Origin of the sequence: Micromonospora sp. CA-246542 (genome assembly GCF_050942905.1) — a bacterium.
Lineage (GTDB): Bacteria > Actinomycetota > Actinomycetes > Mycobacteriales > Micromonosporaceae > Micromonospora.
This window is the reverse complement of the sequence record NZ_CP192040.1, coordinates 52,699-75,652: the sequence shown is the minus strand read 5'-3', so window position 1 is coordinate 75,652 and position 22,954 is coordinate 52,699. Positions and strand designations below refer to the sequence as shown.

General features: G+C 71.3%; 21 protein-coding genes and 1 tRNA gene. 8 read left to right on the top strand and 14 right to left on the bottom strand.

Translation table 11 applies throughout. The annotated features are described in order from the left end of the window. Position 1: 1 nt before the first annotated feature. Genes ACQP0N_RS00375 through ACQP0N_RS00355 form a run of 5 tightly spaced genes read right to left on the bottom strand, consistent with a single transcriptional unit; the run spans position 2 to position 5,762 of the window. Positions 2 to 1,507 (bottom strand): peptidoglycan D,D-transpeptidase FtsI family protein, encoded by a 1,506-nt coding sequence (locus ACQP0N_RS00375; protein ID WP_355048514.1) that lies wholly within the window; start codon positions 1,505 to 1,507, stop codon positions 2 to 4. Continuing rightward, the gene (locus ACQP0N_RS00370; RefSeq protein WP_355048515.1) at positions 1,504 to 2,994 is read right to left on the bottom strand and encodes an FtsW/RodA/SpoVE family cell cycle protein; all 1,491 of its coding nucleotides are present in this window, start codon (positions 2,992 to 2,994) and stop codon (positions 1,504 to 1,506) included. The genes ACQP0N_RS00375 and ACQP0N_RS00370 overlap by 4 nt, the downstream gene beginning before the upstream one ends. A gap of 30 nt (positions 2,995 to 3,024) precedes the next feature. Then, entirely contained in the window at positions 3,025 to 4,485 is a 1,461-nt protein-coding gene (locus ACQP0N_RS00365; protein WP_433116651.1) for a PP2C family protein-serine/threonine phosphatase, read from the bottom strand. After that, positions 4,482 to 4,967: an FHA domain-containing protein FhaB/FipA gene (locus ACQP0N_RS00360; protein ID WP_355048517.1), complete on the bottom strand. Its 486-nt coding sequence runs from the start codon at positions 4,965 to 4,967 to the stop codon at positions 4,482 to 4,484. The genes ACQP0N_RS00365 and ACQP0N_RS00360 overlap by 4 nt, the downstream gene beginning before the upstream one ends. 6 nt (positions 4,968 to 4,973) lie before the next feature. Continuing rightward, positions 4,974 to 5,762: an FhaA domain-containing protein gene (locus ACQP0N_RS00355; protein ID WP_007454122.1), complete on the bottom strand. Its 789-nt coding sequence runs from the start codon at positions 5,760 to 5,762 to the stop codon at positions 4,974 to 4,976. A gap of 207 nt (positions 5,763 to 5,969) precedes the next feature. Here ACQP0N_RS00355 and ACQP0N_RS00350 point away from each other — a divergent pair. The 3 genes from ACQP0N_RS00350 to ACQP0N_RS00340 all read left to right on the top strand — a co-directional run bounded on the left by ACQP0N_RS00350 (position 5,970) and on the right by ACQP0N_RS00340 (position 8,039). Beyond that, positions 5,970 to 6,055 (top strand) — tRNA-Leu (locus ACQP0N_RS00350). A 65-nt stretch (positions 6,056 to 6,120) separates the two neighbouring features. Further along, positions 6,121 to 7,236: an NAD-dependent epimerase/dehydratase family protein gene (locus ACQP0N_RS00345; protein ID WP_433116648.1), complete on the top strand. Its 1,116-nt coding sequence runs from the start codon at positions 6,121 to 6,123 to the stop codon at positions 7,234 to 7,236. Then, positions 7,233 to 8,039 carry a WecB/TagA/CpsF family glycosyltransferase gene (locus ACQP0N_RS00340; protein WP_355048519.1) on the top strand — a complete coding sequence of 269 codons (807 nt, stop codon included), beginning with the start codon at positions 7,233 to 7,235 and terminating at the stop codon, positions 8,037 to 8,039. The genes ACQP0N_RS00345 and ACQP0N_RS00340 overlap by 4 nt, the downstream gene beginning before the upstream one ends. A gap of 57 nt (positions 8,040 to 8,096) precedes the next feature. Here ACQP0N_RS00340 and ACQP0N_RS00335 read toward each other — a convergent pair whose 3' ends face one another. Beyond that, positions 8,097 to 9,653 carry a S8 family peptidase gene (locus tag ACQP0N_RS00335; RefSeq protein ID WP_433116645.1) on the bottom strand — a complete coding sequence of 519 codons (1,557 nt, stop codon included), beginning with the start codon at positions 9,651 to 9,653 and terminating at the stop codon, positions 8,097 to 8,099. A 214-nt stretch (positions 9,654 to 9,867) separates the two neighbouring features. Here ACQP0N_RS00335 and ACQP0N_RS00330 point away from each other — a divergent pair, with 214 nt between their 5' ends. Next, on the top strand, positions 9,868 to 10,473 hold the full coding sequence (locus ACQP0N_RS00330; protein ID WP_433116643.1) for a hypothetical protein: 606 nt from the start codon (positions 9,868 to 9,870) through the stop codon (positions 10,471 to 10,473). On the opposite strand, the gene ACQP0N_RS00325 is transcribed toward ACQP0N_RS00330, so the two are convergent. The 3 genes from ACQP0N_RS00325 to ACQP0N_RS00315 all read right to left on the bottom strand — a co-directional run bounded on the left by ACQP0N_RS00325 (position 10,441) and on the right by ACQP0N_RS00315 (position 12,104). Beyond that, positions 10,441 to 10,839: a hypothetical protein gene (locus ACQP0N_RS00325; protein ID WP_433116642.1), complete on the bottom strand. Its 399-nt coding sequence runs from the start codon at positions 10,837 to 10,839 to the stop codon at positions 10,441 to 10,443. The genes ACQP0N_RS00330 and ACQP0N_RS00325 overlap by 33 nt on opposite strands. 198 nt (positions 10,840 to 11,037) lie before the next feature. Further along, positions 11,038 to 11,259 (bottom strand): DUF397 domain-containing protein, encoded by a 222-nt coding sequence (locus ACQP0N_RS00320; RefSeq protein ID WP_355048523.1) that lies wholly within the window; start codon positions 11,257 to 11,259, stop codon positions 11,038 to 11,040. Beyond that, positions 11,229 to 12,104 (bottom strand): helix-turn-helix domain-containing protein, encoded by an 876-nt coding sequence (locus ACQP0N_RS00315; RefSeq protein ID WP_234584497.1) that lies wholly within the window; start codon positions 12,102 to 12,104, stop codon positions 11,229 to 11,231. Before ACQP0N_RS00315 ends, ACQP0N_RS00320 begins: the two co-directional genes overlap by 31 nt. Before the next feature lie 625 nt (positions 12,105 to 12,729). On the opposite strand from ACQP0N_RS00315, the gene ACQP0N_RS00310 reads away from it, so the two are divergent. Both ACQP0N_RS00310 and ACQP0N_RS00305 read left to right on the top strand, forming a co-directional pair. After that, positions 12,730 to 13,014, top strand: coding sequence for a hypothetical protein (locus ACQP0N_RS00310; protein WP_355048524.1), 285 nt, complete (start codon positions 12,730 to 12,732; stop codon positions 13,012 to 13,014). A gap of 98 nt (positions 13,015 to 13,112) precedes the next feature. Next, complete coding sequence (locus ACQP0N_RS00305) at positions 13,113 to 13,553, top strand: hypothetical protein (RefSeq protein WP_433116639.1); 441 nt, start codon at positions 13,113 to 13,115, stop codon at positions 13,551 to 13,553. Positions 13,554 to 13,560: 7 nt separating this feature from the next. Here the strand turns inward: ACQP0N_RS00305 and ACQP0N_RS00300 are convergent, their stop codons facing one another. Together ACQP0N_RS00300 and ACQP0N_RS00295 are read right to left on the bottom strand one after the other, a co-directional pair. Beyond that, positions 13,561 to 14,418 (bottom strand): PASTA domain-containing protein, encoded by an 858-nt coding sequence (locus ACQP0N_RS00300; protein ID WP_433116637.1) that lies wholly within the window; start codon positions 14,416 to 14,418, stop codon positions 13,561 to 13,563. Between the two features lie 138 nt (positions 14,419 to 14,556). Next, positions 14,557 to 15,258 (bottom strand): PASTA domain-containing protein, encoded by a 702-nt coding sequence (locus ACQP0N_RS00295; protein ID WP_433116635.1) that lies wholly within the window; start codon positions 15,256 to 15,258, stop codon positions 14,557 to 14,559. A gap of 122 nt (positions 15,259 to 15,380) precedes the next feature. On the opposite strand from ACQP0N_RS00295, the gene ACQP0N_RS00290 reads away from it, so the two are divergent. After that, positions 15,381 to 16,391: a hypothetical protein gene (locus ACQP0N_RS00290; protein ID WP_433116633.1), complete on the top strand. Its 1,011-nt coding sequence runs from the start codon at positions 15,381 to 15,383 to the stop codon at positions 16,389 to 16,391. A gap of 679 nt (positions 16,392 to 17,070) precedes the next feature. On the opposite strand, the gene ACQP0N_RS00285 is transcribed toward ACQP0N_RS00290, so the two are convergent. After that, complete coding sequence (locus ACQP0N_RS00285; protein ID WP_433116631.1) at positions 17,071 to 18,549, bottom strand: glutamate--cysteine ligase; 1,479 nt, start codon at positions 18,547 to 18,549, stop codon at positions 17,071 to 17,073. Positions 18,550 to 18,833: 284 nt separating this feature from the next. Further along, positions 18,834 to 19,415: a YceI family protein gene (locus tag ACQP0N_RS00280; protein ID WP_355048530.1), complete on the bottom strand. Its 582-nt coding sequence runs from the start codon at positions 19,413 to 19,415 to the stop codon at positions 18,834 to 18,836. Positions 19,416 to 19,515: 100 nt separating this feature from the next. Here ACQP0N_RS00280 and ACQP0N_RS00275 point away from each other — a divergent pair, with 100 nt between their 5' ends. Continuing rightward, positions 19,516 to 20,016, top strand: a complete 501-nt coding sequence (locus tag ACQP0N_RS00275) for a MarR family winged helix-turn-helix transcriptional regulator (protein ID WP_355048531.1) — start codon at positions 19,516 to 19,518, stop codon at positions 20,014 to 20,016. 235 nt (positions 20,017 to 20,251) lie between these two features. On the opposite strand, the gene ACQP0N_RS00270 is transcribed toward ACQP0N_RS00275, so the two are convergent. Then, entirely contained in the window at positions 20,252 to 22,924 is a 2,673-nt protein-coding gene (locus tag ACQP0N_RS00270; protein WP_433116628.1) for an ATP-binding protein, read from the bottom strand. Between the last annotated feature and the right edge of the window lie 30 nt (positions 22,925 to 22,954).

Sequence of the window (22,954 nt, the reverse complement as noted above, 5' to 3'; positions counted from 1 at the left end):
GTCAGCGGCCCCCGGGGTCGGCGATGGCGGCCCGCATGATCTGGCCACCGATCCGGGCCGCCTCGGCGCTGCCGCCGCTGCCGGCCTGCTCCAGTACGACACACACGGCCGAGACCGGGTTGCCGTTCTTGTCCAGCGCGAAGCCGATGAACCAGCCGTGGTCGGGGCGGTCCGGCGCGGACTGCGCCGTACCCGTCTTGCCGCCCACCGTGTAACCGCTGATCGCCGCCTTCTGGCCGGTGCCCTTCTGCACGACGCTGACCATCATGTCGCGCAGGTCGGAGGCGACCTGCGGCTCGACGGGCTGGCGCAGCTCCCGTGCCTTCGCGGTGTAGTAGCTGGTGGTCCGGTCCGGGGCGAGGAGCTGCCGGACCAGGTACGGCCGCATCTGGCTGCCGCCGTTGGCGACCGCCCCGGCGATCATCGCGCCCTGCAACGGGGTCATCCGGACGTTGTTCTGGCCGATCGAGGACTGGGCGAGCGCGGCCGGGTCGGTGCTGCCGTCCGGGTTCTGCATGTCGCCGGTCCGGCTGGCCGCCGTCCGCAGGCCGCCCTCGCCGAGCTGGCCGACGGTGAGGTCCTCCTGCTCGAAGCCGAACTGGCGGGCCTTCTCCTTGACCTTGTCCGCGCCGAGCCGCACACCGAGCTGCGCGAAGCCCGTGTTGCAGGATTCGGTGACCGCCTCCTGGAGGGTGACCTGCGGCTCGGGGCAGATCGACGCTGCGGCGTTACGGATCGGGCTGCCCGAGGTGGGCGGCGTGTAGCTGGACCCGGCCGGGATCGGGGTCGACTTGGTGACGCCGTTCTCCAACGCCGCCGCGGCAACCACGATCTTGAAGGTGGAGCCCGGGGGCAGCGTCTCGGAGAGGGCGCGGTTCTTCAGCGGACCGTCCGGGTTCTGCTCCAGCTTGTTGATCTCCGCAGCCGCCGCGGTGGTGTCGTGGCTGACGAGCGGGTTCGGGTCGAAGCTGGGCATCGACACCAGGGCCTGCACCGCACCGGTACGCGGGTCGATGGCGATCGCCGCGCCCCTCTTCGCATCCACCTGGTTGTTGCGCATCTGGTCGTACGCCACGTCCTGCGCCCGCTTCGAGAGCGTGAGCAGCACGTTGCCGCCGGCGGTCTCGTCGCCGGTGAACATGTCCTTGAACCGGTCGCCGATCAACTGGTCGCTGGTGCCGGCCAGGAAGTCGTTCTCCAACTGCTCGATGCCGGTGTCGGCCAGGTTGACCGGCTTGTAGCCGAGCACATGGGCGTACTTGGCGCCGCCCGGGTAGGTGCGCTGGAACTTCAGCTTGCCGGTGGTCTCCTTGCTGGTGGCCAACGCGGTGCCGCCGGCCTCGATGTTGCCGCGCTTGCGCTTGTAGTCGGCGACCTGGACCCGACCGTTGTAGTCACTGGTGCGGTACTCATCGGCCTTGTACGCCTGGATCCAGTTCAGGTTCGCGAAGAGCAGACCGAACAGGACCATGACGACGACACCGACACGACGCAGGGGTGCGTTCACGGCTTGATCACCTCCGTGGGAGCACCGTGCAACTGCTCGGGCGGACCGCCCGCCGGTCGGGCCGCCTTGCCGGCGCCACCGGTCACCGGCCGCCGAGCCCCGTCGGAGACCCGCAGCAGAACCGCGATGAGCAGCCAGTTCGCCATCAGCGACGAGCCACCGGCGGACAGGAACGGCGTGGTCTGGCCGGTCAGCGGGATCAGCTTGCTGATGCCGCCGACGATCACGAAGACCTGGAGGCCCAGGGTGAAGGCGAGGCCGCCGGCGAGCAGCTTGCCGAACGAGTCACGGACCGCCAGCGCGGCGCGCAGACCCCGCTCCACGATCAGCAGGTAGACCACCAGCAGCGCGGAGAGACCGAAGAGGCCGATCTCCTCGCCGATGCCGGCGAAGATGAAGTCGTTCTGCACCTCGGGCAGGATGTCCGGCTGACCGCCGCCCGGTCCGGCGCCGAAGAGCCCGCCCGTGCCGAGGGCGAGCAGACCCTGGACGAGCTGATAGCCCTTGTCGGTCGGGTCGGCGAACGGGTCCAGCCAGATCTCGGCGCGCACGTAGAAGTTGGCGAACGGCCCGCCGACCGTCGAACCGAGGACGTACGCGAGGTAGGCGCCACCGAAGAAGAGAAGCAGACCGATCAGCAGCCAACTGACCCGTTCGGTGGCGATGTAGAGGGTCACCACGAACATGCCGAAGTACAGCAGAGAGGTACCGAGGTCCTTCTCGAAGACCAGCACCAGGAGGCTGATCAACCAGACCACGACCACCGGTCCGAGGTCCCGGCCGCGGGGGAAGTCGATACCGAGGAACCGCCGGCTCGCCAGTGAGAGCACCTCGCGCTTACGCACCAGGTAGTACGCGAAGAAGACCAGCAGCGCCAGCTTGGCGAACTCACCCGGCTGGATCGAGAACCCGCCGAGACGGATCCACAGCTTGGCGCCGTTGATCTCGGACATGCTGCGCGGCAGCACCGCCGGGAGCATCACCAGCACGATGCCGGCGAGTCCCAGGGTGTACGCGTACCGGGACACCGAACGGTGGTCGCGCATGATCGCGAGCAGGCCCGCGGCGAGGATCACCGAGGCGAGCGTCCAGGCGAGCTGCCGGCCACCGATGCCGGCGAACGTGGCCAGGTCCTCCCGGTCCACCGGCGCGGCCTCACCCAGGTCGATCCGGCGCAGGAAGCCCACGCCGAGACCGTTGAGCAGCGCCACCGCCGGCAGGAGAGCCGGATCGGCGAACGGGGCGAGGAACCGGATGACCAGGTGCAGGCCGAGGAAGACCGCCCCGAGCGCGGCGGCGGGCATCCAGAAGTCCGGCGTGACCGTGTCCAGGAGGTTCGCCTCGACGGTCGCCATGTACGCGGCCACCAGCACCATGGCCAACAGCAGCAGGGACAGCTCGGCGTTGCGTCGGGACCGGGCCAGGCGTACGCCGGACTCCCCGCCCGTGGTGGCGGGCGAGGATGCCGGTGTGGCCGCTACGGTCACGGGTGGAGTCCTTGTGATCTCAGTCGACGCTCACTCAGGAGACCGGCAGCCGGCCGGGTCGAGCGCCGGCGGTGCCGAGTCGGAGGGCGTGGCGTCGGGTGCGGTGGTCGGATCGGTCCCGCCGGCGGTGACCGCCGTGGTCGGGCTCGCGCTGAGGACCCCGTTCACCGACGCGCTGGGGCTGGTGGCCGGCGTCGGGGACGTCACGGGCGGGGTCGGGGAAGGAGTGGGCGTGGGCGAGCCGGTCAACGCGCCCGGGTCGGGCGCGCAGAGCGGCTTCAGGTTCGGGTTGGTCGGCGTGTCGCTGGTCAGCTCCGCGAGCTGCCGTTCGGCGTCCGGCTCGCTCTTGGCGCGGATGCCCACCTTGACCGTGTCCTGGGCGGCGACGGTGAGGTCGTCCAACCGGGTGCCGCTGGTGCGGTGCACGGTGGACAGGTCCATCCCGGCGATCTGCCCCTGGATGCCGCGGAAGACGGCGACCTGGCCCTCGTCGGTGGCACCCACGTAGTACTGGCGCTGGGTGTACGTCCAGCCGGCGAAGAGTCCTCCGCCGAGGATCACCAGAAGGGCCACGGCCATGGCGGTGGCGCGTACCGGCCGGCGCTTGCGCGGTTCCGGCTCGTCGTCCGCGGCGGCGGGCTCCTCCGGCGCGGCGGGGCGCGGCGCGGAGAGCGCCGAGGCCCGGGCGGCCGGGGTCGAGTCGTCGGCGGAGGTGGCCATGCCCCGGTCCCGGGCGGCGGCACCGCCGACGATCGGGGTCGCCTCGACGATGTCGTGGTCGGTGGCATCGGCGATGATCACCGTGATGTTGTCCGGGCCGCCGCCGCGCAGCGCGAGCTGCACCAGCCGCTCGACGCACTGCTGCGGATCGGTGTACTCGCGCAGGGTCTCGCCGATGGTCTCGGCGCTCACCACACCCGAGAGGCCGTCGCTGCAGATCAGGTAGCGGTCACCGGGGAGCACCTGGCGCACCGAGTACTCCGGGTCGATGTCCCGGCCGTCCAGCGCGCGGGTCAGCAGCGACCGCTGTGGGTGGCTGCTGGCCTCCTCGGCGCTGATCCGGCCCTCGTCGACGAGCATCTGGACGTACGTGTCGTCCTTGGTGATCTGTGCGAACTCACCGTTGCGCAGCAGATAGGCCCGCGAGTCACCGATGTGGACCATCCCCAGCTTGCTGCCGGAGAAGAGGGTCGCCGTCAGTGTGGTGCCCATCCCCTCCAACTGCGGGTTGGCGTCCACCGTGTCGCGGAGCTGTTGGTTGGCGGTGCCCACGGCCGAACGCAGCGCGTCGACGAGGGCGTCCCCAGGGACATCCTCGTCGAGCGGCGCCATGGCACCGATGACGATGTTGCTGGCGACGTCACCGGCGGCCATGCCGCCCATGCCGTCGGCAACGGCGAGTAGCCGCGGCCCGGCGTAGACGGAGTCTTGATTGCCGTCACGGATCAGACCGCGGTCGCTGTGGGCCGCATAGCGCAGGGTCAGAGTCATGGCCGTAATTCGAGGGAAGTGCGGCCGATCCGGATCGGCACGCCGAGGGGTACGGGGGTTGGTCCGGTGACCTTAGCGCGATCCAGGTACGTGCCGTTAGTCGAGCCGAGATCCTCGACGAACCACTGACCCTCGCGCGGTAGGAGTCTCGCGTGCCGCGCGGAGGCGTAGTCGTCGGTGATGACCAGGGTGGAGTCCTCGGCCCGACCGATGGTGATCTGCGCTTCACCGAGGGTGATGCGGGTGCCGGCCAACTGACCGGCGGTGACCACCAGCTGGTGGGCCGCCCTACCCCGCTTCGCCTTCGCCGGTTTGGCCGCCTGCCCCGTCGAGGCGCCAACCGCGCGCGGTGCCGCCACCAGGCGACCGGATCGGGCTCCCGCGAAGAGATCTCGGCGGATCACGCCGACCACCGTGAACACGAAGATCCACAGCAGGATCAGGAACCCGAACCGGGCAACGGTGATGACCAGTGCCGGCAAGGCGGCTCAGCCGTCCACGCGGAAGGTCAGCGTCGTGGTGCCGAGCTGGACCATGTCACCGGGGTTCAGCGCGACGGCGGAGACCCGCTGCCCGTTGACCATGGTGCCGTTGGTGGAACCCAGATCGGTCAGCACAACCTGGCCGCCGTCGAAATCCAGTCGGGCGTGTCGCCGGGAGATACCGACGTCGGGCAGGCGCAGGTTCGCCTGGTCGCCGCGACCGATCACCGTCGACCCCATCTGGAGGGGGTAGGTGCGTCCGTCACCGGAGACCAGCCGCACGTTGCGACCGCCACCGTGCCCGGGCGGCGGGCCGTAGCCGCCACCCTGGTCGTACGCGGGGTAGGCGGGCGGACCGGCGTCGTAGCCGGGCGCCGACACCGGGGCGACCTCGCCACCGGTGTAGACCTCGGCGGTGACGCGGAACATTCCCGTGTCCAGGCCCTCGCCCCGCTCGATCTCCACGATCACGTCGCCGTAGACCGTCCAGGCCTGCTCGCCGATGAACTCCGCCTGCGACTGGGCCAGCTCCTGGGCCAGTGCGGCGGCGTACGGCGCCAGACGACTGTGGTCGAACGGCGAGAGATCGATCACGTAGCGGTTGGGCACCAACGTGCGCCCACCGGCCAGGATCGCCTTGTGCGCCTCGGCCTCCCGCTGCATGGCGTTGAGGATCTCCACGGGGTGGACCACCCCTTTGAAGACCTTGGCGAAAGCCCCTTCGACCAGGCCTTCCAGACGCTTCTCGAAGCGTTGCAGCACGCTCACCGGCTCCTCCTCGGGTCCCGAGGACATGATGGTATCCGGCCGGCGCGCGCGCAGCTCACACGCCGCTCGGCCGCCTGCTCCCGGCCCGTTCGGAAGGACCGGGACCGCCGTGCTAATCTTTCGTCCGCCACGAACGGTAACCGCTCGTGGCGAGCGTCTGGGACAGCGTAGTATTCCCGGGGCCTGTTGGAGACAGCGGGTTCGGGGCGGCTAGTGTGTCCCGGGTCGTGCCACGGGGATGTGGCGGAATGGCAGACGCGCACGGTTCAGGTCCGTGTGCCCGAAAGGGCGTGGGGGTTCAACTCCCCCCATCCCCACCAAAAGGCGAGGGCTCCGCTTGATGCGGGGCCCTTCCGTCATATCGGGGCGTGCCGGACGTCACGCTATGCTCCGATGGTTTCTGCCTCCGATGGACCAGGAGTGGCGTGTGAGTGTCGCGTTGGTGACCGGGTCGGGCGGTCTGATCGGCTCCGAGGCCGTCCGGCACTTCGCCGGCCTCGGTCTGGACGTCGTCGGCATCGACAACGACATGCGCCGGTACTTCTTCGGAGAGGACGGCTCCACCTCGTGGAGCCTGGAGCGGCTCGGCCGCGACCTCGGTAGTGCCTACACCCACTACGCCGTGGACATCCGGGACCGGGACGGCCTGGAGCAGGTGTTCAAGAAGTACGGCTCGGACATCGCCGTGGTGATCCACAGCGCTGCCCAGCCCAGCCACGACTGGGCGGCCAAGGAGCCGTACACGGACTTCGACGTGAACGCCGGTGGCACGCTCAACATGCTGGAGAACACCCGCCAGCACGCGATCGACGCGGCGTTCATCCACTGCTCGACCAACAAGGTGTACGGCGACCGGCCCAACAGCCTGCCGCTGCTCGAACTGGAGACCCGGTACGAGCTGCCCGAGGACCACCGCTGGTACGAGGGCATCACCGAGGAGATGTCGATCGACCACTCGCTGCACTCGGTCTTCGGCGCCTCGAAGGTGGCCGCGGACGTGATGGTGCAGGAGTACGGCCGCTACTTCGACATGAAGACCGCCTGTTTCCGGGGCGGCACCCTGACCGGCCCGGCCCACTCGGCCGCCGAGCTGCACGGATTCCTGGCGTACCTGATGCGCTGCGTCATGGAGGGTCGGACGTACAACCTGTTCGGCTACAAGGGCAAGATGGTCCGCGACGCGATCCACTCGCACGACGTGCTGACCGCGTTCGAGGCGTTCTTCCGGGCGCCCCGCTCGGCCGAGGTCTACAACCTCGGTGGCGGCCGGCACTCCAACACCTCCCACATCGAGGCGTTCGCGATCGCCCAGGAGATCACCGGCCGTGAGGCGCGGATCAACTACGTCGAGCAGAACCGCACCGGCGACCACCAGTGGTACGTGAGCAGCATGGCCCGGTTCGAGGCGCAGTACCCGGACTGGAAGATCACGTACGACGTGCCGATGATCCTGCGGGAGATCTACGAGGCGAACGTGGACAAGTGGGTGCCGCAGCCATGACTCCCCAGACCAAGCGCAACGTGCTCGGCGTCCTCGTCGACGCCACCGACTACGCCTCGGCGACCGACGCGGTGGTGACCGCGGCGCACGAGCGGCGGCCTCTCGCGCTGACGGCGCTGGCCGTGCACGGCGTGATGACCGGGGTTCTCGATCCGGCGCACAACGCCCGGTTGAACTCCTTCGACGTGGTCACCCCGGACGGGCAGCCGGTGCGCTGGGCGCTCAACCTGCTGCACGGCGCTGGGCTCACCGACCGGGTCTACGGGCCGACGCTGACGCTGCACGTGCTCTCCCGGTTCGCCGACGAGGGGCTGCCCGTCTACCTGTACGGCTCGACCGAGGAGACGCTGGCGAAGCTCATCCCGGCGTTGGAGCGGATGTTCCCGGCCCTGAAGATCGCCGGGGTGGAGCCGTCGAAGTTCCGCGCGGTCCAGCCGGGCGAGGACGCCGAGATCGCCGACCGGATCCGGTCCAGCGGTGCCCGGCTGGTCCTGGTCGGGCTCGGCTGCCCGCGCCAGGAGGTCTTCACGTACGCCATGCGCCCGCTGCTGGACATGCCGATGATGGCGGTCGGCGCCGCGTTCGACTACCACGCCGGCCTGCTGCGCCAGCCTCCGCCGTGGATGCAGCGCGCCGGCCTGGAGTGGTTCTGGCGGCTCGGGCTGGAGCCGAAGCGGCTGTGGCGTCGCTACGTGATCCTCAACCCCGCGTATCTGGCTCGGCTCGCCGGCCAGAAGACCGGCCTGTGGAAGGCGCGCCCGCCGGCCCCGGCGACCGAGCGGCCGGCGACCTTCGCGGTCTAGGACGACACGAGGCCCCACCGGGATCCTCCGGATGGGGCCTCGTCCCTGGGGAACAGGTCAGACGGTCAGGGTCCAGCTGTTGATGTAGCCGGTGTCCGCCGAGTAGGTGTCGCGCACCTGGAGCCGCCAGGTGCCGTCCGCCGCCTCGCCGGACAGGTTGACCGAGTACGTGGCGTTCACGTTGTCGGCGCTGTCCGAGGTGCTGCTGTTCTTCAGCCGGTACGAGCTGCCGTCCGGGGCGAGCAGGTCGATGACCAGGTCACCGCGGAAGGTATGCACGATGTTCACCGCCACCGTGGAGGCCGAGGAGGCGTTGCGCCCACAGCCGGAGATGGTGACCGAGCTGGTCACCGCCGCGCCGGCGTCCGGGATCGAGACGTCGGTGCCGTTGGTGCCGGTGCAGCCGGTGGGCGGCGGCGTGGTGCCGCCGCTGCCCACGTAGAGCAGCAGGTTCGGTGAGCCCGAGCCGACATTGCTGATCACGTTCGGGGTGGCGTTGGACACCAGCTGGTTGCGTACCTGAGCCGGGGTCCAGCTCGGGTTGGCGCTCGCCACCAGGGCCGCCGCTCCGACGACGTGCGGCGTGGCCATCGAGGTGCCGCTGATCGTGTTGGTCGCGGTGTTACTGGTGTACCAGGCCGAGGTGATCGACGAGCCGGGCGCGAAGATGTCCAGGCAGGTGCCGATGTTGGAGAACGACGAGCGGGCGTCCGAGCTGGTCGTCGACCCGACCGTGATCGCCTCCGTGGTACGCGCCGGCGAGGTGTTGCAGGCGTTCGCGCCGTTGTCGTTGCCGGCCGCGAGGCCGTACGTCACACCGGAGGCGATCGAGTTGCGGACGGCGGTGTCCAGCGAGCTGTTCGCCCCGCCGCCGAGGCTCATGTTCGCCACGGCCGGCTTGATCGCGTTCTGGGTGACCCAGTCGACGCCGGCGATCACCCCGGCGTTGGTGCCGCTGCCGGAGCAGTTCAGCACGCGTACGCCGACGAGCTGGACGCCCTTCGCGACCCCGTACGTCGAGCCGCCCACAGTGCCGGCGACGTGCGTGCCGTGCCCGTTGCAGTCGTCGGCCGACCCTCCGTCCACGGCGTCGTAGCCGGAGGTGGCCCGGCCGCCGAAGTCGTTGTGGGAGAAGCGGATGCCGGTGTCGATGATGTAGGCGTGCACGTTGCTCGCCGTGTTCGGGTACGTGTAGGAGCTGTCCAGCGGCAGGTTGCGCTGGTCGATGCGGTCGAGGCCCCAGGAGGGCGGGTTGGCCTGCGTTCCGGAGATGGACACGGTGTGGTTCTGCTCGACGTACGCGACAGCCGGGTCGGCGGCGATCCGTGCCGCTGCCGTCGCGCTGACGGTGACCTCGAAGCCCCGCAGCGCGGTGCCGTAGGTGCGGGCGACCTTTCCGCCGTGCCGGCCGGTCAGCCGTTGCGCGGTGTCGCCGACCTGGTTGGGCGCCACCGTGCCGTCCTTGAGGACGACGATGTAGCTGTCCGGCACGGCGGTGGCTCCGCCCGCCTCCCGTACGACGCCCACCGGCTCGGCGGCCAGAGCCGGGGCACCGACGGCCAGCACGGTCGCGGTGGCCACCCCGACCAGTGCGGACCTGCGTGGAAGACCCATCTCCCTACCTCCCTCCAACCGGCGGTGAAGCGCGACCACCGGCACTTTCAATCGACGCTTGCCGATTTCGCTGAGAGTAGGTCCGCCGGACCGACAGATACACATGTCGAAATGTCCATCACCTGGATGGGATGCCCCTACGGGCCCGACCTCCGGGGCCAACGGGGGTCCGGCCCGGATTCGCCGCGCCGATGAACGGGAAAGACTCTCCGACATGGAGAGTCAGCTCACCATCCTGTTGCCGGTCGCCGCCGTCTGGCTGGCCGCCGGGGTCCTGGCCGACCGACTGCCCCGGCTGCGCGATGCGCGTGCGCTTCGTCGGCGTACCGGATGGTTGCTGGCGCTCGCGCTGGTCGGCCTCGCGCTGATCGCGGCGGTGGCCGTCGGCGGCCTGTTGAGCGCCGGCGCCGCGCCGATCGATCGTGCCGCCGCCGGGCTCGCCCTCGCCACCGGCCCGGCGCTCGTGGTGGCCGTCTGCTCCATACGCCGAATCCGCCGGCTGCGGGCCGGGGCCGGCGCGTTCGACAGCGCACCCGGCACACCCGCCCCGCACGGGCTGCGGGCCGCCGCAGCCCACCCGCTCGTCGGCATTCCGTTGCAGGTCACCGCCCTGGCGACACTTCCGGCGCTGATCGCGGCAGCCGGCACGGACCTCGGCGCCGAGCCCGGGATCACCGGCCCGGCGATCACCGTCGGCGCACTGGCGGTGGCGGCCATCGGGGTCCGGCACGCGCTTCGGCACAGCCGGCTCATCGAGCGGGCGCAGCCCACCGCCGCCGCCACACGGTCAGCGCGAGCGGCCGGCCCCCTGCACGTATAGGAGCTCCAGGATCGCCCGGGTCGCCTCGAACCAGCGGTCCAGCCAGCCGGGCGGCGGCACGCTGCCCTTCGGCGGCAGTTCCAGCAGCAGGCCCCGCAGCAGCGGATGGTCGGCCAGCGAACCGGTGGGCTCCATCGGCCAGCCGGTCGGCGGGAACGACGGTTCGACCAGCGGGTTCGGGTCCAGCGACGGCAGTGAGAGCGGCGCGTCCCCGGCGTCCGGGGCCGACGCGTCCCGCCCGTTCAACTCCTGGTCGGTCGAGACCACCTCGGTCAGTACGGTGTCCCGACGCGCCCCGCGGTACTTGCCACCGAACCGCTCCGGCTTACCCGGACCGTTGGTGAGGTTCTCTGAACCGATCGTCATCCGTCTCGCCTACCTCGCTCGGTTGCGGTCGGTACGGCGGGGCCATCGACCAACGCCGTACCGACGGGTTCAACGAGGCGGGCCCGCTGTGGCGACGGGAATCCCGGCGGAACCTCGCCGTGCCGGCCGCGAGGAGCGCGGACACGGAACGTCCCCGCCCGGTCGAGGACCGGACGGGGACGTTCATCGACCACTCGGTCAGGCCGAGCCCAACACACCACCCCTGGCTCCGGCAACGAAGGCACGCCAGTCGCCGGGAGCGAAGACCAGGGCCGGACCGGCCTTGTCCTTCGAATCCCGGACGCCGACCGCACCGGTCACGTACGCCACTTCCACGCAGTTGTCGCAGTTGGGCCCGCTCTTCGAGCTCTTGAACCACGTCGCCTGCGTCAGGTCCACGGGGAACCTCTTGGTCGCCATTTCGGCTCCTCTGCCAGTTTTGCGATGTGTGCGACGGACTCCTCCGGACGAATGGCCGCAGCGCGGATGTGATCGAAGATGAAGCTGTACTTCTGCAGTTCGTCGCTCTTCTCGAGGAAAAGCCCACCCGTGGCGTTCTCCGCGTACACAACATCCGGATCACCGGGCTCAGGGAAGCTGAGGATCGTGAAGGTGCCGTCCATGCCGGCGTGCGCACCCACCTCGAAGGGGAGGATCTGGAGCGTCACGTTCGGCAACTCGGCCACCTCGACCAACCGCCTGAGTTGGCCGCGCATCACCTCGTCCCCGCCCACCGGCCGACTTACCACCGCCTCATCGAGCACCACCCACAGATCGACCGGATCGTCCTGGGTCAACAACGACTGACGGCCCAGACGGACACGCACCCTTTGATGTACCTGATCGGCGGTGAAGTCCGGACGGGCGGCGCGGATCATCGCCCCGGCGTACTCCTCGGTCTCCAACAGGCCGGGGACGACCTGCTGTTCGTACGCCCGGATGGAGCTGGCCGCCGCCTCCAGGCCGACGTACGCCCCGACCAGCACCGTGCTGTACGGGTGCCACCAGCCCTTCTGCCGGGCCTCCCGGGCAATCTGCACGAGTTCGTCGCTCTCGGCCCCCACGACGCCGTAGATCCGCAGCATGTCCCGCACGTCGCGCGGGGTGGCCGTGGTGTGGCCCGTCTCGATCCGGGAGACCTTGGACGCCGAGCACTCCAACTGCTCGGCCACCACCTCGATGGTGATCCCCGCCGACTCCCGCTGCCGGCGCAGCTCGGCACCGAGCCGTCGCCGTCTGATCGTCGGGCTGCGCCGTTCACTCATCGCGCGGCCTCGGCACTTCTGGCCCTCGCCACTGGTTGCTCGACCCCACTCTCGGGCTACCTCCGGTCGACGCGCCCACTGGTTGCCGCTCGCCGGGGGCGCGACCGTCGGCCGGCGAGCGTTCGCGACGAGGGGTGGTGCCGGTCATCGGCCGGCCGCGACGGGCGAAACCGGCCCTCAGTGTGCCGCCCACACGCGGATCGCTTCAAGCGCCGCTTTGCGTGGCGAACTCACGTATCGGCAAAAGTCGACGTGCAACTTGCATGAAGCACGTCGCTGATGCACTCTGTCCGTATGGCTCGGATCACTCAGCGTTTCGGTCCGCTCTCCGGGAGTGGTGAACCCACCGACTCCGGGCAGCCGAACGGAGCGCGGGCCCGGCCAGCGACACCCGGACCTGCACCGGGGTAATGACCCCACCGCTGCAAGCCAGCTGACTGCGGCGGTGGGCGCGGTTCCCGGCAGCAGTCAGGTGATGGTCGGGTGGCGGCACGCCACCAGCGGGTACGGCCCGACCACCACCAGCACCAGACGGTCCACGAGGCGCGATCCCGCAACCGGGCCGAGACATCCCAGACCAGTCACCGCCGGCATGCCCGCCGGCTTACCCTCCCCAGGAGCCCATGTGCTTCCCCGCTCCGGTGACGTTCTGCACGTGACTCGCGCGGCGAGTGTCCAGTTCCTCAGGCCGATCATGTTCCGGGTGATCCGGGTGCTCGACTGGCCGACCTACGACGGTTGGCTCTGGCTCGACGGCTACGAGCTCAACGCCGCCGGCGACGCCGTCAACCGCCGGTCGATCTTCGTACAGCGGGAAGGGCTGCAACAGGTGCAGGCCGCGCCAGTGCCCCGCCCGCACACCGTACGGACCCGGCGACCGGTCACCCGTACGCCGGTCAGAGTCGGCTGACCAGCGCGATCCGCCGCGGGTAGGCGTGCCGTCGCCATAGAATCGGTACGCCCACCCCGGCACCGTTCCACCCGCACGTCCAGGACCCTGAGCCTGGGATGGTCATGGTCAATCAGCCCGCCGTGCGGCGGCACCACCGCTGGAGTATCACCTACGCTCTCGGACTGCTCGCCCTCCTCGGGGCCCTGACCATGGTCGTGGTCCTGGTCCACGATCCGGCGTCGTCGTCCACCCGGCTGGCCGTTCCGGTACCGGCGCCGGAGATCACCGTGGCCGGCTCCGATCCACCCGTCGACGAGTACGGCTGGATCGGCGCCGACACCTCCGACGGGTACGCCGGGGCGGACGACGCGACCGGCCCGGCCACCGGTTCCGGCGCTGGCGGTCAGGCCGACGGCCAGCAGGGACTCGCCGAGCCGACGTCGGGCGGTCACCACAGCACGGACGTACGCCGGTCGCTCTTCTGGTCCGGCGTATTCGGCCTCACCATCTCGCTCGCCGGCCTCGGCCTCGTCGGAACCCGTCGACGCAGGTGGTGAGGACCGGTCACGGCGTGGCCGTCGCCGTCGGACTCGGGCTGGTCGAGCTGCCGCTCGGCGACGGCCGGTCCTGGGAGATCACCACCAGCACCTCCCGGTCGGTCGGCACCAGGGTGCCGGCCTCCGGATCGGTCCGCACCACCGTGCCCGGTGGCAGCTCGGACGGGCGGTACACCACGCGGTAGCTCACGCCCAGTCGCTCCAGCAGTCCTTCGGCGGTGGACTGCGGGAGACCGGTCAGCGGCGGCACCGGTATCTGCGCCTCCTCAGTGGTGGCCGCCGGGCTGCTCGGCGTCGCGCTGGTGGGCGCCGCGGAGGTCGGCGCGCTGCTGCTCGGCGCGGCGGTGACGCTGGTCGGGGGGACGGACGGCGTGGCCGGGTCGTCGGGGTCGTCCTCCCGCGCGCTCAACACCACCCACAGGGCCGCACCGAGCAGGGCGGCGAACAACAACGCGAGTACGCCCCAGAGGATCGGCAGCCACCACCGACGGCCGCCCTGCTCCTCCGAGTACCAGTCCGCGGACGGCTCGGCCGGTCGAGGTGCCCGCACCTCGGCCCGCCCCGACCACGACGGTGGCGTCGAGCGCTCCGCCGGCATCCGCGCCGTCCGGTCAGACGCAGACGCAGACGCGGTCCGGTCGATGGGCATCGTCTCGTCCGGCGACGCGCCACCGCCGGAGGCGACCCGGTCGATGGGCATCGTCTCGTCCGCCGAAGCGCCACCGCCGGAGGCGACCCGGTCGATAGGCATCGTCTCGTCGGGCGACGCGGTCGGTTGTGGGCGGTCGCCGCCGGTGGGCGGCAGAGGGCGCGTGCGGTCGTCGTCCGGTGTCCCGGCGGGCGGCTCCTGGCGGTCGTCGCTCATCGCACGTCCCTTCCCGAACCGGGCGGGCGCGCCCTGGCCCTCAACGTCAACCTAACCGCCCGGGTCGACATCGGCCGGTATCGGTGGCACGAACCGCGTGCCGCCGGCGGGTCGGAGCCGCTCGGCAGGCAGGTCGGGTCAGGGAGTGGGCTTCGCGGTCGGCTGGCTCGGTGGGGCCGCTGCGCCGCACCAGATGCTGACCTCGTCGTTCCAGCGGGCCGGACCGTCCTCGGCCGGTTCCTGCCGACTGACCTTTCCGCTGCGCCCGCTGCGGTAACTCGGGTAGAGCCCCTCTTCGACCAACTCGTCCGCTGCCTTGGCGCAGTCGTCGCCGACCACGTCCGGCACTTCGGCGGCGGGCGCTGGCCCGGCGATCTGCAGTTGAACCGTGGTGCCCCGGGTCACCGGGGTGCCCACCGCCGGCGAGGCGCTGTCCACCGTGCGTCCGGTGCCGCTGCCGAAGACCAGCCGCCAACCCAACCGCTGTTTGCGCAGCATCTCGCGCGCCTGGAGGAAGTCGCTCCCGACCACCGGGGGTACGGTCAGCCCGGTCCCCTTCGTCGCGGAGGCGGTCGTGCGGGGAGCGGACGGGGTGGTCCGACCGGTGGTCGGCCGAGACGAGGTGGCCTCCCCGGTCGGTGTACCCGCCGTGGTGGCGACCGCCTGCGGGGTCGCCGGTGACTCGTCGTCCTCGCCGGCCAGCAGCCAACCGCCGGTCGCGCCGACCACGGCGAGGAGCACCGCGACCAGTCCGCCACCGAGCAGCACGCCAGCTCGGCGGCCGTCACCGCCGTCCCGGCCGCCGGAGGATTCCTGCCGACCCGTGTTCGCGTCCGTCATACCGTCCACCGCCTCATCACCGGCGACCGTACCGTTCGCCGCCCACCACGTTTCGCCGACGGTCCGTACCGGCGGGTCGCTGCGACTCGCCGCGCCGACGACGGGACGTTACGCTGCCCGGCATGGCCAGACGGGGCTGGGGAGTATCGATCGCGACGGCGGTCGGGGTCGCTGCCGGCGCGGGCGCCGCGCAACTGGGCTTCGGCTATGGGCTCGGCGTCATCACCTGGACGCCCACCGAGGCCGGCGCCAACGGCACGGCCTGGGCCGACGGCCTCGCCTGGGCCACCTGGCTCGCCGCCAGCTCCACCGTGCTGGGAGCCGTCTGCGCGCAGCGACTGCACCAGCGCGCGGCACCCACGCCGACGACCGGCGCCCCACGGGCGGACGAGGCTGACCGGCCGCAGTCGCCGGCGCTCACACCGGGCCAACCGGACCGGGCCGAGGGCGCCGACGTAGCGCAGGATCGGCCGGTCGTCGATCCGCAGGATCGGCCGGTCGTCGATCCGCAGGATCGGCCGGTCGTCGATCGGGCCGAACCGGTGCCCGTCGAGCATCCCGGTCTGCTCCGCCGGCTGTCCCTGGCGCTCGGTGCCGGGCTCGGTGGACTGGTCACCGTACTGCTGGTCGCCGTACCGGCCCGGGTCGCCGCGGGCGCCGACACCGGCACACCGCAGCGGGTCGCGGCCCTGCACGCGGCGCTGGGAATCCTGATCGGCGTCCTCGTCGCGCTCTGGGCGCTGCGCTCCCGCACGGTCGCGGTGAACATCACCGCGACGGCCGCCTGGCTGTGGCTGCTCGCCGTGGTCTCGGTCATCGACGGTGTACGCGTCGGACGCGGGCTGACCGGCGCCCAACTCGGCACCTGGCAGCTCGACCCGGACCACGGGCGGTACTGGATCGGAGGCCAGATCTACTGGCCCGGGGCGCTGCTGGCGCTCGTACCCGCGCTTCTGATCGGCGCCCTCGCCGCCCGCGGCGCCGCGCGTCCGGGCGGACACCGGGTGGGCGCGGCGGCCTCCGGTGCGGCCGGCCCGCTGCTCGTCGCGCTCGCCTACCTGACCACCGTGCCGAGGTGGGCGGCCCCGGCCCGGCACAGTTCTCGACCCAGCTCATCGCCCCGTACGCGGTGATCGCCGGTGTCGGCGGCTCGATACTTGTCGCCCGACTCGCCGAGAGGGCCGGTCACCAACGCGCCGCCGACCGCCGACCGACCGTCCCGGCCGCCGGTCCGGGCGCGGCATCGGCGGGTGCGTCGGCGAACCCCGAGTCGGGTGACGTGTCCGACCCGACGTCGACCGCTTCGACCGGCCCCCGCGAACCGGCGTCGGCCCCTCCAGCCGGCTCACCCAGCTCGACGTCGACCTCTCCGGCGGACTTCACCCGGGCCGGAGGGCTCCCGACCGATCGGACGACGCCCACGAGAGAGGGCGTGGCGGACGCCGGGCGACCCGGACGCCGCGCCCGCTCGGTAACCGACGCCGCAGCCGGCACAGCAACCCGACGCGGCAGGACTCCGTCGGCACCGACAAGTCCGCGCGAGGACCAGCCAACCGAGGCGACCACGACCTCACCCCGCGTCCCGGTCCCCCGCCCCAACCCCGACGCCACGCTCCCAACCGACGCCGCCGCACCCTCAACCGACGCCCCAACCGCGTCCCGAGCCCGCCCACCCCGCCGCCCCACCACCTGACCCCACCGCTACCCACCTGTTGATCAAGAGGTTTGCGTCATCAGCGGCGCGATTCCTGACGCGAACTTCTTGATCAACGAGGCAGGGTGCGAGGCCCTTAGGGGGGTGGGGTGGGGTGGTTAGTGGACGGGCCAGGTGTGGACTGGTTCGTTGGTGCGTTGGAGCTCCGCGTAGCGCTTGACCATGTGGTGCAGGGCTGCCGGCCGGTCCATGCCGTGGTGGTGCTCCGCCGCCCAGACCGCCTCGGTCTGCCAGACGGAGCCGTTGCGACCGGTACGGCAGCGCTGCTCGATGATGCCGAGCAGCCGGTCCCGTTGCGCCGGCGCGACGCCGAAGCCGTCCAGTCCTGTTGCGGCGACGGGCAACAACTGATCGAGTACGAGCTTGGTGACCGGCACGTCACCGACCCCGGGCCAGTGCAGCACGGCGTCCAGACCACGGCGGGCCGCCGAGTGGAAGTTCTCCTCGGCCGAGGAGAAGGTGAGCTGACTCCAGATCGGTCGGTCGGCCTCGGCCAGACCACGCACCAGTCCGAAGTAGAAGGCCGCGTTGGCCAGCATGTCCACCACGGTGGGACCAGCGGGCAGCACCCGGTTCTCCACCCGCAGGTGCGGACGGCCGTTCATGATGTCGTAGACCGGGCGGTTCCAGCGGTAGACCGTGCCATTGTGCAGCCGCAGCTCGCTCAGTTGGGGCACCCCGCCGGCGTGCAGCACCTCCACTGGGTCCTCGTCCTCGCAGATCGGCAGCAGTGGTGGGAAGTACCGGACGTTCTCCTCGAACAAGTCGAAGATCGAGGTGATCCACCGCTCGCCGAACCAGACCCGGGGGCGTACGCCCTGGGCCTTGAGTTCTTCCGGACGAGTGTCGGTGGCCTGCTTGAACAGGGCGATCCGGGTCTCGGCCCAGAGTTGACGGCCGTAGAGGAAGGGCGAGTTCGCCCCCACCGCCACCTGCACTCCGGCGATGGCCTGGGACGCGTTCCAGTAGTCGGCGAAGCTGTCCGGCGCGACCTGGAGGTGGAACTGGAGACTCGTGCAGGCCGCCTCGGGGGCGATCGAGTCGGTGTGCGTCCGCAACTGCTCGACGCCACGGATGTCGAGTTCGATGGCCTCGCCCCGGGCGCCGACGATCTGGTCGTTGAGGACCCGGTAGCGCTCGTTGGTGGAGAGGTTGTCCTCGACCAGGTGCCCCTCGGTGAGCGTGGGCAGGATGCCGACCAGGACGATCTTCGCGTCGGACCTGGCGGCGCGCTCGTCGGCCCGGGAGAGGGCGCTGCGTAGGTCGTGCTCGTAGTCGGCGAAACCGGCGCCCTCGATCAGCCGGGGCTCGGCGTTCAATTCCAGGTTGAACTGCCCCAGCTCGGTCTGGAAGAGCGGATCGGCGATCTCGGCGAGGATCTCCTCGTTGCGCATCGCCGGCTCGGCCGCCGAGTCGACCAGGTTCAGCTCGATCTCGAGGCCGGTCATCGGCCGGTCGGCGTCGAACCCGAAGTCGTCGAGCATCAGCGCGAAGACGTCGAGGCACCGCCGGACCTTCTGCCGGTAGCGGACGCGGTCCTCCCGGGTGAAGGCGCCCTGCGAGACGTCCCTGCCCATGTGTCCTCCCGACAACCGGCGCGGTCGGGATTCTGCCGTCCCGGAAGCGCATTGTGAACCATCAACGGTAAGAGCGCTCGCCTGGCCGGGGCCAGAGGCCGACGACGGGTGATCCGACGCCGGCCGGATGGATTCGCTCGTGGCGCCATCTCTACCCCGTCGCTGGCACGTCGGACCCCACGGAGGCAAGACCAAGTCGTGACAATTCACACGCGCTCGGCACGGACGACACCGGGCCCGCGCCGACGTGCGGCGCGGGCCCGGTGTACGGGTGATCCGTGGGATCAGGCCTGGCGGACGGCCTCGCCCTCGATCTCGATCTTGATCTTCTTGCCGACCAGCACGCCGCCGGTCTCCAGGGCGACGTTCCAGGTCAGACCGAACTCTTCGCGGTCGATCTCGGTGCTCGCGGAGAAGCCGAAGATGTCCTGGCCGAACGGGCTGCGACCCACGCCCTCGAACTCGACCTCCAGCTCGACCGGACGGGTGACGCCCTTGACGGTCAGCTCACCGTCCAGCACGAACTCGTTGCCCTTGCGGGACTTGACGCCGGTACTGCGGAACTCCAGGGTCGGGAACTGCTCCGCGTCGAGGAACTCGGGGCTGCGCAGGTGCGCGTCCCGGTCGTCCTGGGTGGTGTCGATGCTGGCGGCCTGGATGGTCGCGACGACCGAGGACTGCAGCGGGTCCTCGGCGACGGTGATGGTGGCGGTCGCCTCGTTGAACTCACCGCGGACCTTGCTCACCATCATGTGCCGGGCGACGAAGCCGACCCGCTTGTGCGCCGCGTCCAGCACGTAGGTGCCGGCCGCCGGGATGGTGAGACCGTCCCAGTCGCGGGTAACCGCGTCGATGCTGCTGGTCATGGCTGGTGTCCTCCAGAGGATCGTTTAGTAGTCCAACGACTGCTTCAGCAAATATAACCGCAACAACATTCCCCGTGTCAAGGACTGGTAGGGTTAACGAGTGACCAACGTGTTCGACGACCCCCGGATCACCGCGGTTGGCCTCCTGTACGAGGCCCACGCCGGGCTCTCCGCCCGGTTCGCCGCCCAACTCGAGGAGCACGGCCTCTCCCAGGTCGAGTTCGAGGTGATCACCCGACTGGCCCGCTCGCCCGGCAACCAGCTACGGATGACCGACCTCGCCGCACAGACCTCACTGTCCACCAGCGGGGTGACCCGGGTGGTGGACCGGATGGAACGCGACGGACTGCTCACCCGTCGAGCATGCCCGAACGACCGCCGCAGCTCGTACGCGGTGGTCACCGCGTCCGGAATGCAACGGCTCGACGAGACGCTGCCCGGGCACCTGCGGATCATCGAACAGTGGTTCACCGGCCAGCTCGAACCCGAGGCCCTGGCGGCACTGCTCGACGGCCTGCGGCGGGTGCGGGACGCGGTCCATCCTGGCGCGACCGCCGGTAGTACCGAGCAGGAGACGGCCGACGACTGCGACCCGACCTGACCGTCGACCCGCAAGAGGGGCGTCCGGGCGGTACCGGCAGAAAGACCGGCAGAACTGGCCCCAGAGTCCGGACAAACCTCTTGAAAAATACCTTCTTCCCCGGCAACGGTGGCAGGCTTTCGCCCACCGGGGAATCACCGGGGGGTGACGGCGCGGGCGAACAGCGAGGGGTAGCACCAAGGGGGCTCTTCGCCCGCGCCACTCTCCATCCGGCGGTCCGCCGACCGGCCGCCGCTCACCGTTCGGTGGCTCCGCCCCGCGCTGCGATCAGCGCGTAGAGCAGCCCGGACTCCTGCGGCAGCAGTCGGATCCCGGTGTCCTCGCAGACCTGGTCCAGGCGATCGAGGACCGTCGGATCTCCGGTGCTCGCGGCGAGGCCCACCAGCGCCTCCACCACGTCCCGGCGATCGTGACCGGCCTCGGCGGCGGCCGCGAACCACTCGGCCGCCAACTCCCGATCACCCCGGTGCAGCGCCAGGTTCCCCTCGATCAGCGCGCAGATCCCCGCCTCCGGTCCGCTCCACGACAACACGGTGTCGTCCGACCGTGGTCGCGGAAGTCCGACCCGCTCCATCCACTGCCGCCCCGGCACGGCGACGGTCGCCTCGGCGCCGCCGGCGCGCAGCTCGGTGAGCAGCTCGGTCGCCTCGGCGGCACGGCCGTCCTGAGCGAGCGCCAGACCGACCGTGCCGAGCACCCGACGGCGATGTCCCGGATCGCCCAGCTCGAACAGCGCCGCCACCGCACGCCGCCCCTGGTCGACGGCATCGGCGTACCGGCCCTCCAGGCGGGACACCTCGGCCCGGTTGGCCCAGGCCAGTACGCGCAACCGCTGCTCACCCCCCTCGGCCGCGAGCCGGTCCACGGCGGCCAGCCGCCGGCGTGCCGCCGCCAGGTCGCCGACGCGGATCTCGTGCCACGCCAGGCTGTTCTGCGCGACCGCCAGATCACGCGTACGACCGTTGCGGGCGGCGAGCCGGAGCACCGCCTCGGCCTGTTCCCGCGCCTCGTCGTGTCCGCCGACGGTGGTCAGCAGAGCACCAAGCACCCCGCGCGCCTCCAACTCGCCGGTCACGTCGCCGGACTGTCGGAAGATCTCCAACGCGGCGCGTGCCGTGGGCAACTCCTCTGCCTCGGCACCGTGTTCGGCCGCGAGCCGGGCCATCCCGAGGCTGGCCCAGCCGCGCAGGATCGGATCCGCGTCGGCGGTTCGCGGGTCGGCCAGCAGACGTCGCAGCCACTGCCGCCCGGCGACGTCCCGGCCCCGGAAGCGCCACCAGCGGGGGAGGCAGGCGGCGAGCCGGAGCGCGGTCAGGGGGTCATCGGTGGCCGCGTGGGCGAGCGCGGAGCTGATATCGCTGCTCAGCTGGTCGAGCCGGTGCACCGCGTCGAGCATCCGTGGGCCGGCCAGGTCGGCGGCGGTCCGCGCCACGAGGCGGGCGGTCACCTCCGCGTGCCGACGCCGTACGCAGGTCAGCTCACCGCCGCCGACCGCCTGCTCCACGGCGAAGTCACGGACCGCGTCGAGCAGGCGGAACCGGAACGGCCCGGTGCCGCGAACGCTCAGCAGGCCCAGCTCGATCAGGCGGTCCAGCACCGGGACCGGATCGATGGCGACGGTCCCGTCCCGGTCGGCCTCGTCGGCGAGCATCTCCTCGGCCATCTCCACCGACCACCGGTTGCCGAACATGGCGAGTCGCCGCAGCGCGTCGCGCTCGTGCGGCGCGAGCAGGCGGTAGCTGGTCGCCACCGCGTCCCGCAGGGTCACCGCCACCGACGCCCGGGTGGCATCGGTGGCGTACGGACGGCGGGCGGCGGACTCCGGCCCGTCCCACCGGGCACGGGTCTCCTCGGTCGAGGTGGTCAGGTCGAGCACGCGGTCGCCGTACCGGTCGAGCAGTTCGGTGAGGTCGAGCAGCCGGCCACGGGCGGCCATCAGCTCGATGGCCAGCGGCAGGCCACCCAGCCGGCGGACCAGGGCGGCCAGTGCCGGTAGCTCGTCGGGGCCGGGCGGTTCCCGACGGACCTGGGCGAGCCGTGCGATGAACAGCGCGACCGCTGGCCACGAGACGAGCGTGGCGGGACCGGATTGTTCGCCGTCCGGCGGCGGCACCTCGAGCGGGGCGACCGGCCAGACCCGTTCGCCGGGTAGCCCGACCGGATGCCGGCCGGTGACCAGCACCCGCAGCGACGGCAGTACGGTGCCCAACCGGTGCAGTGTCTCGGCCACCGGGCCGGGGGCGCGCTCGACGGCGTCCATGACCAGCAGCGCCCGCCGGCCGGCGAGGCGGGCGACCAGTTCCGGTAACCGGGCGGCGCCGAGGACGCTCATCGAGGCCGCGAGGACGTCCGGCCCGTCCGAGCCCTCGCCGACCAGCACGCCGGCCACACCGCCCGGATGCGCCCGTGCCGCCGCGTGGGCCACGGCGAGCGCGAGCGCGGTCTTGCCGACACCGGCCAGGCCGACGAGGCTGATCAGCCGTGGTCCGTGTTCTGCGGTCAGCATCGCGGCCAACTCGGTGACATCGCGATCGCGTCCGATCAGGGCGACCGGCGGCGGGAGGGCGACCGGCGCGTCGGCTCGGGTGGCTTCCGCCGACGCGACGCCGACCGTGCCCGGGCCGACATCCGACGGCGGCTCTCCGCCGACGGGGCCGCGGGCCGTGGCCAGGAATGCCGCCCGGACGGCACCGGTCAACCCCAACGCCGTGGCGAGCAGATCGACGGTCGTGCGCTGTGGCCGGACCGACCGGCCACGCTCCAGATCCCGCACCGTCCGCACACCGACTCGGGCACGGGACGCCAGTTCCGCCTGGGTCAGACCGGCGGCGCGCCGGTGCGCACGGAGCAGCTCCGGCAGCCCGGTACGACCGGCCGGGCTCCGCGACCACCCATGATCCGGAGTCATGGGCACGAAGAGTACGGTTCGCCTCCGACC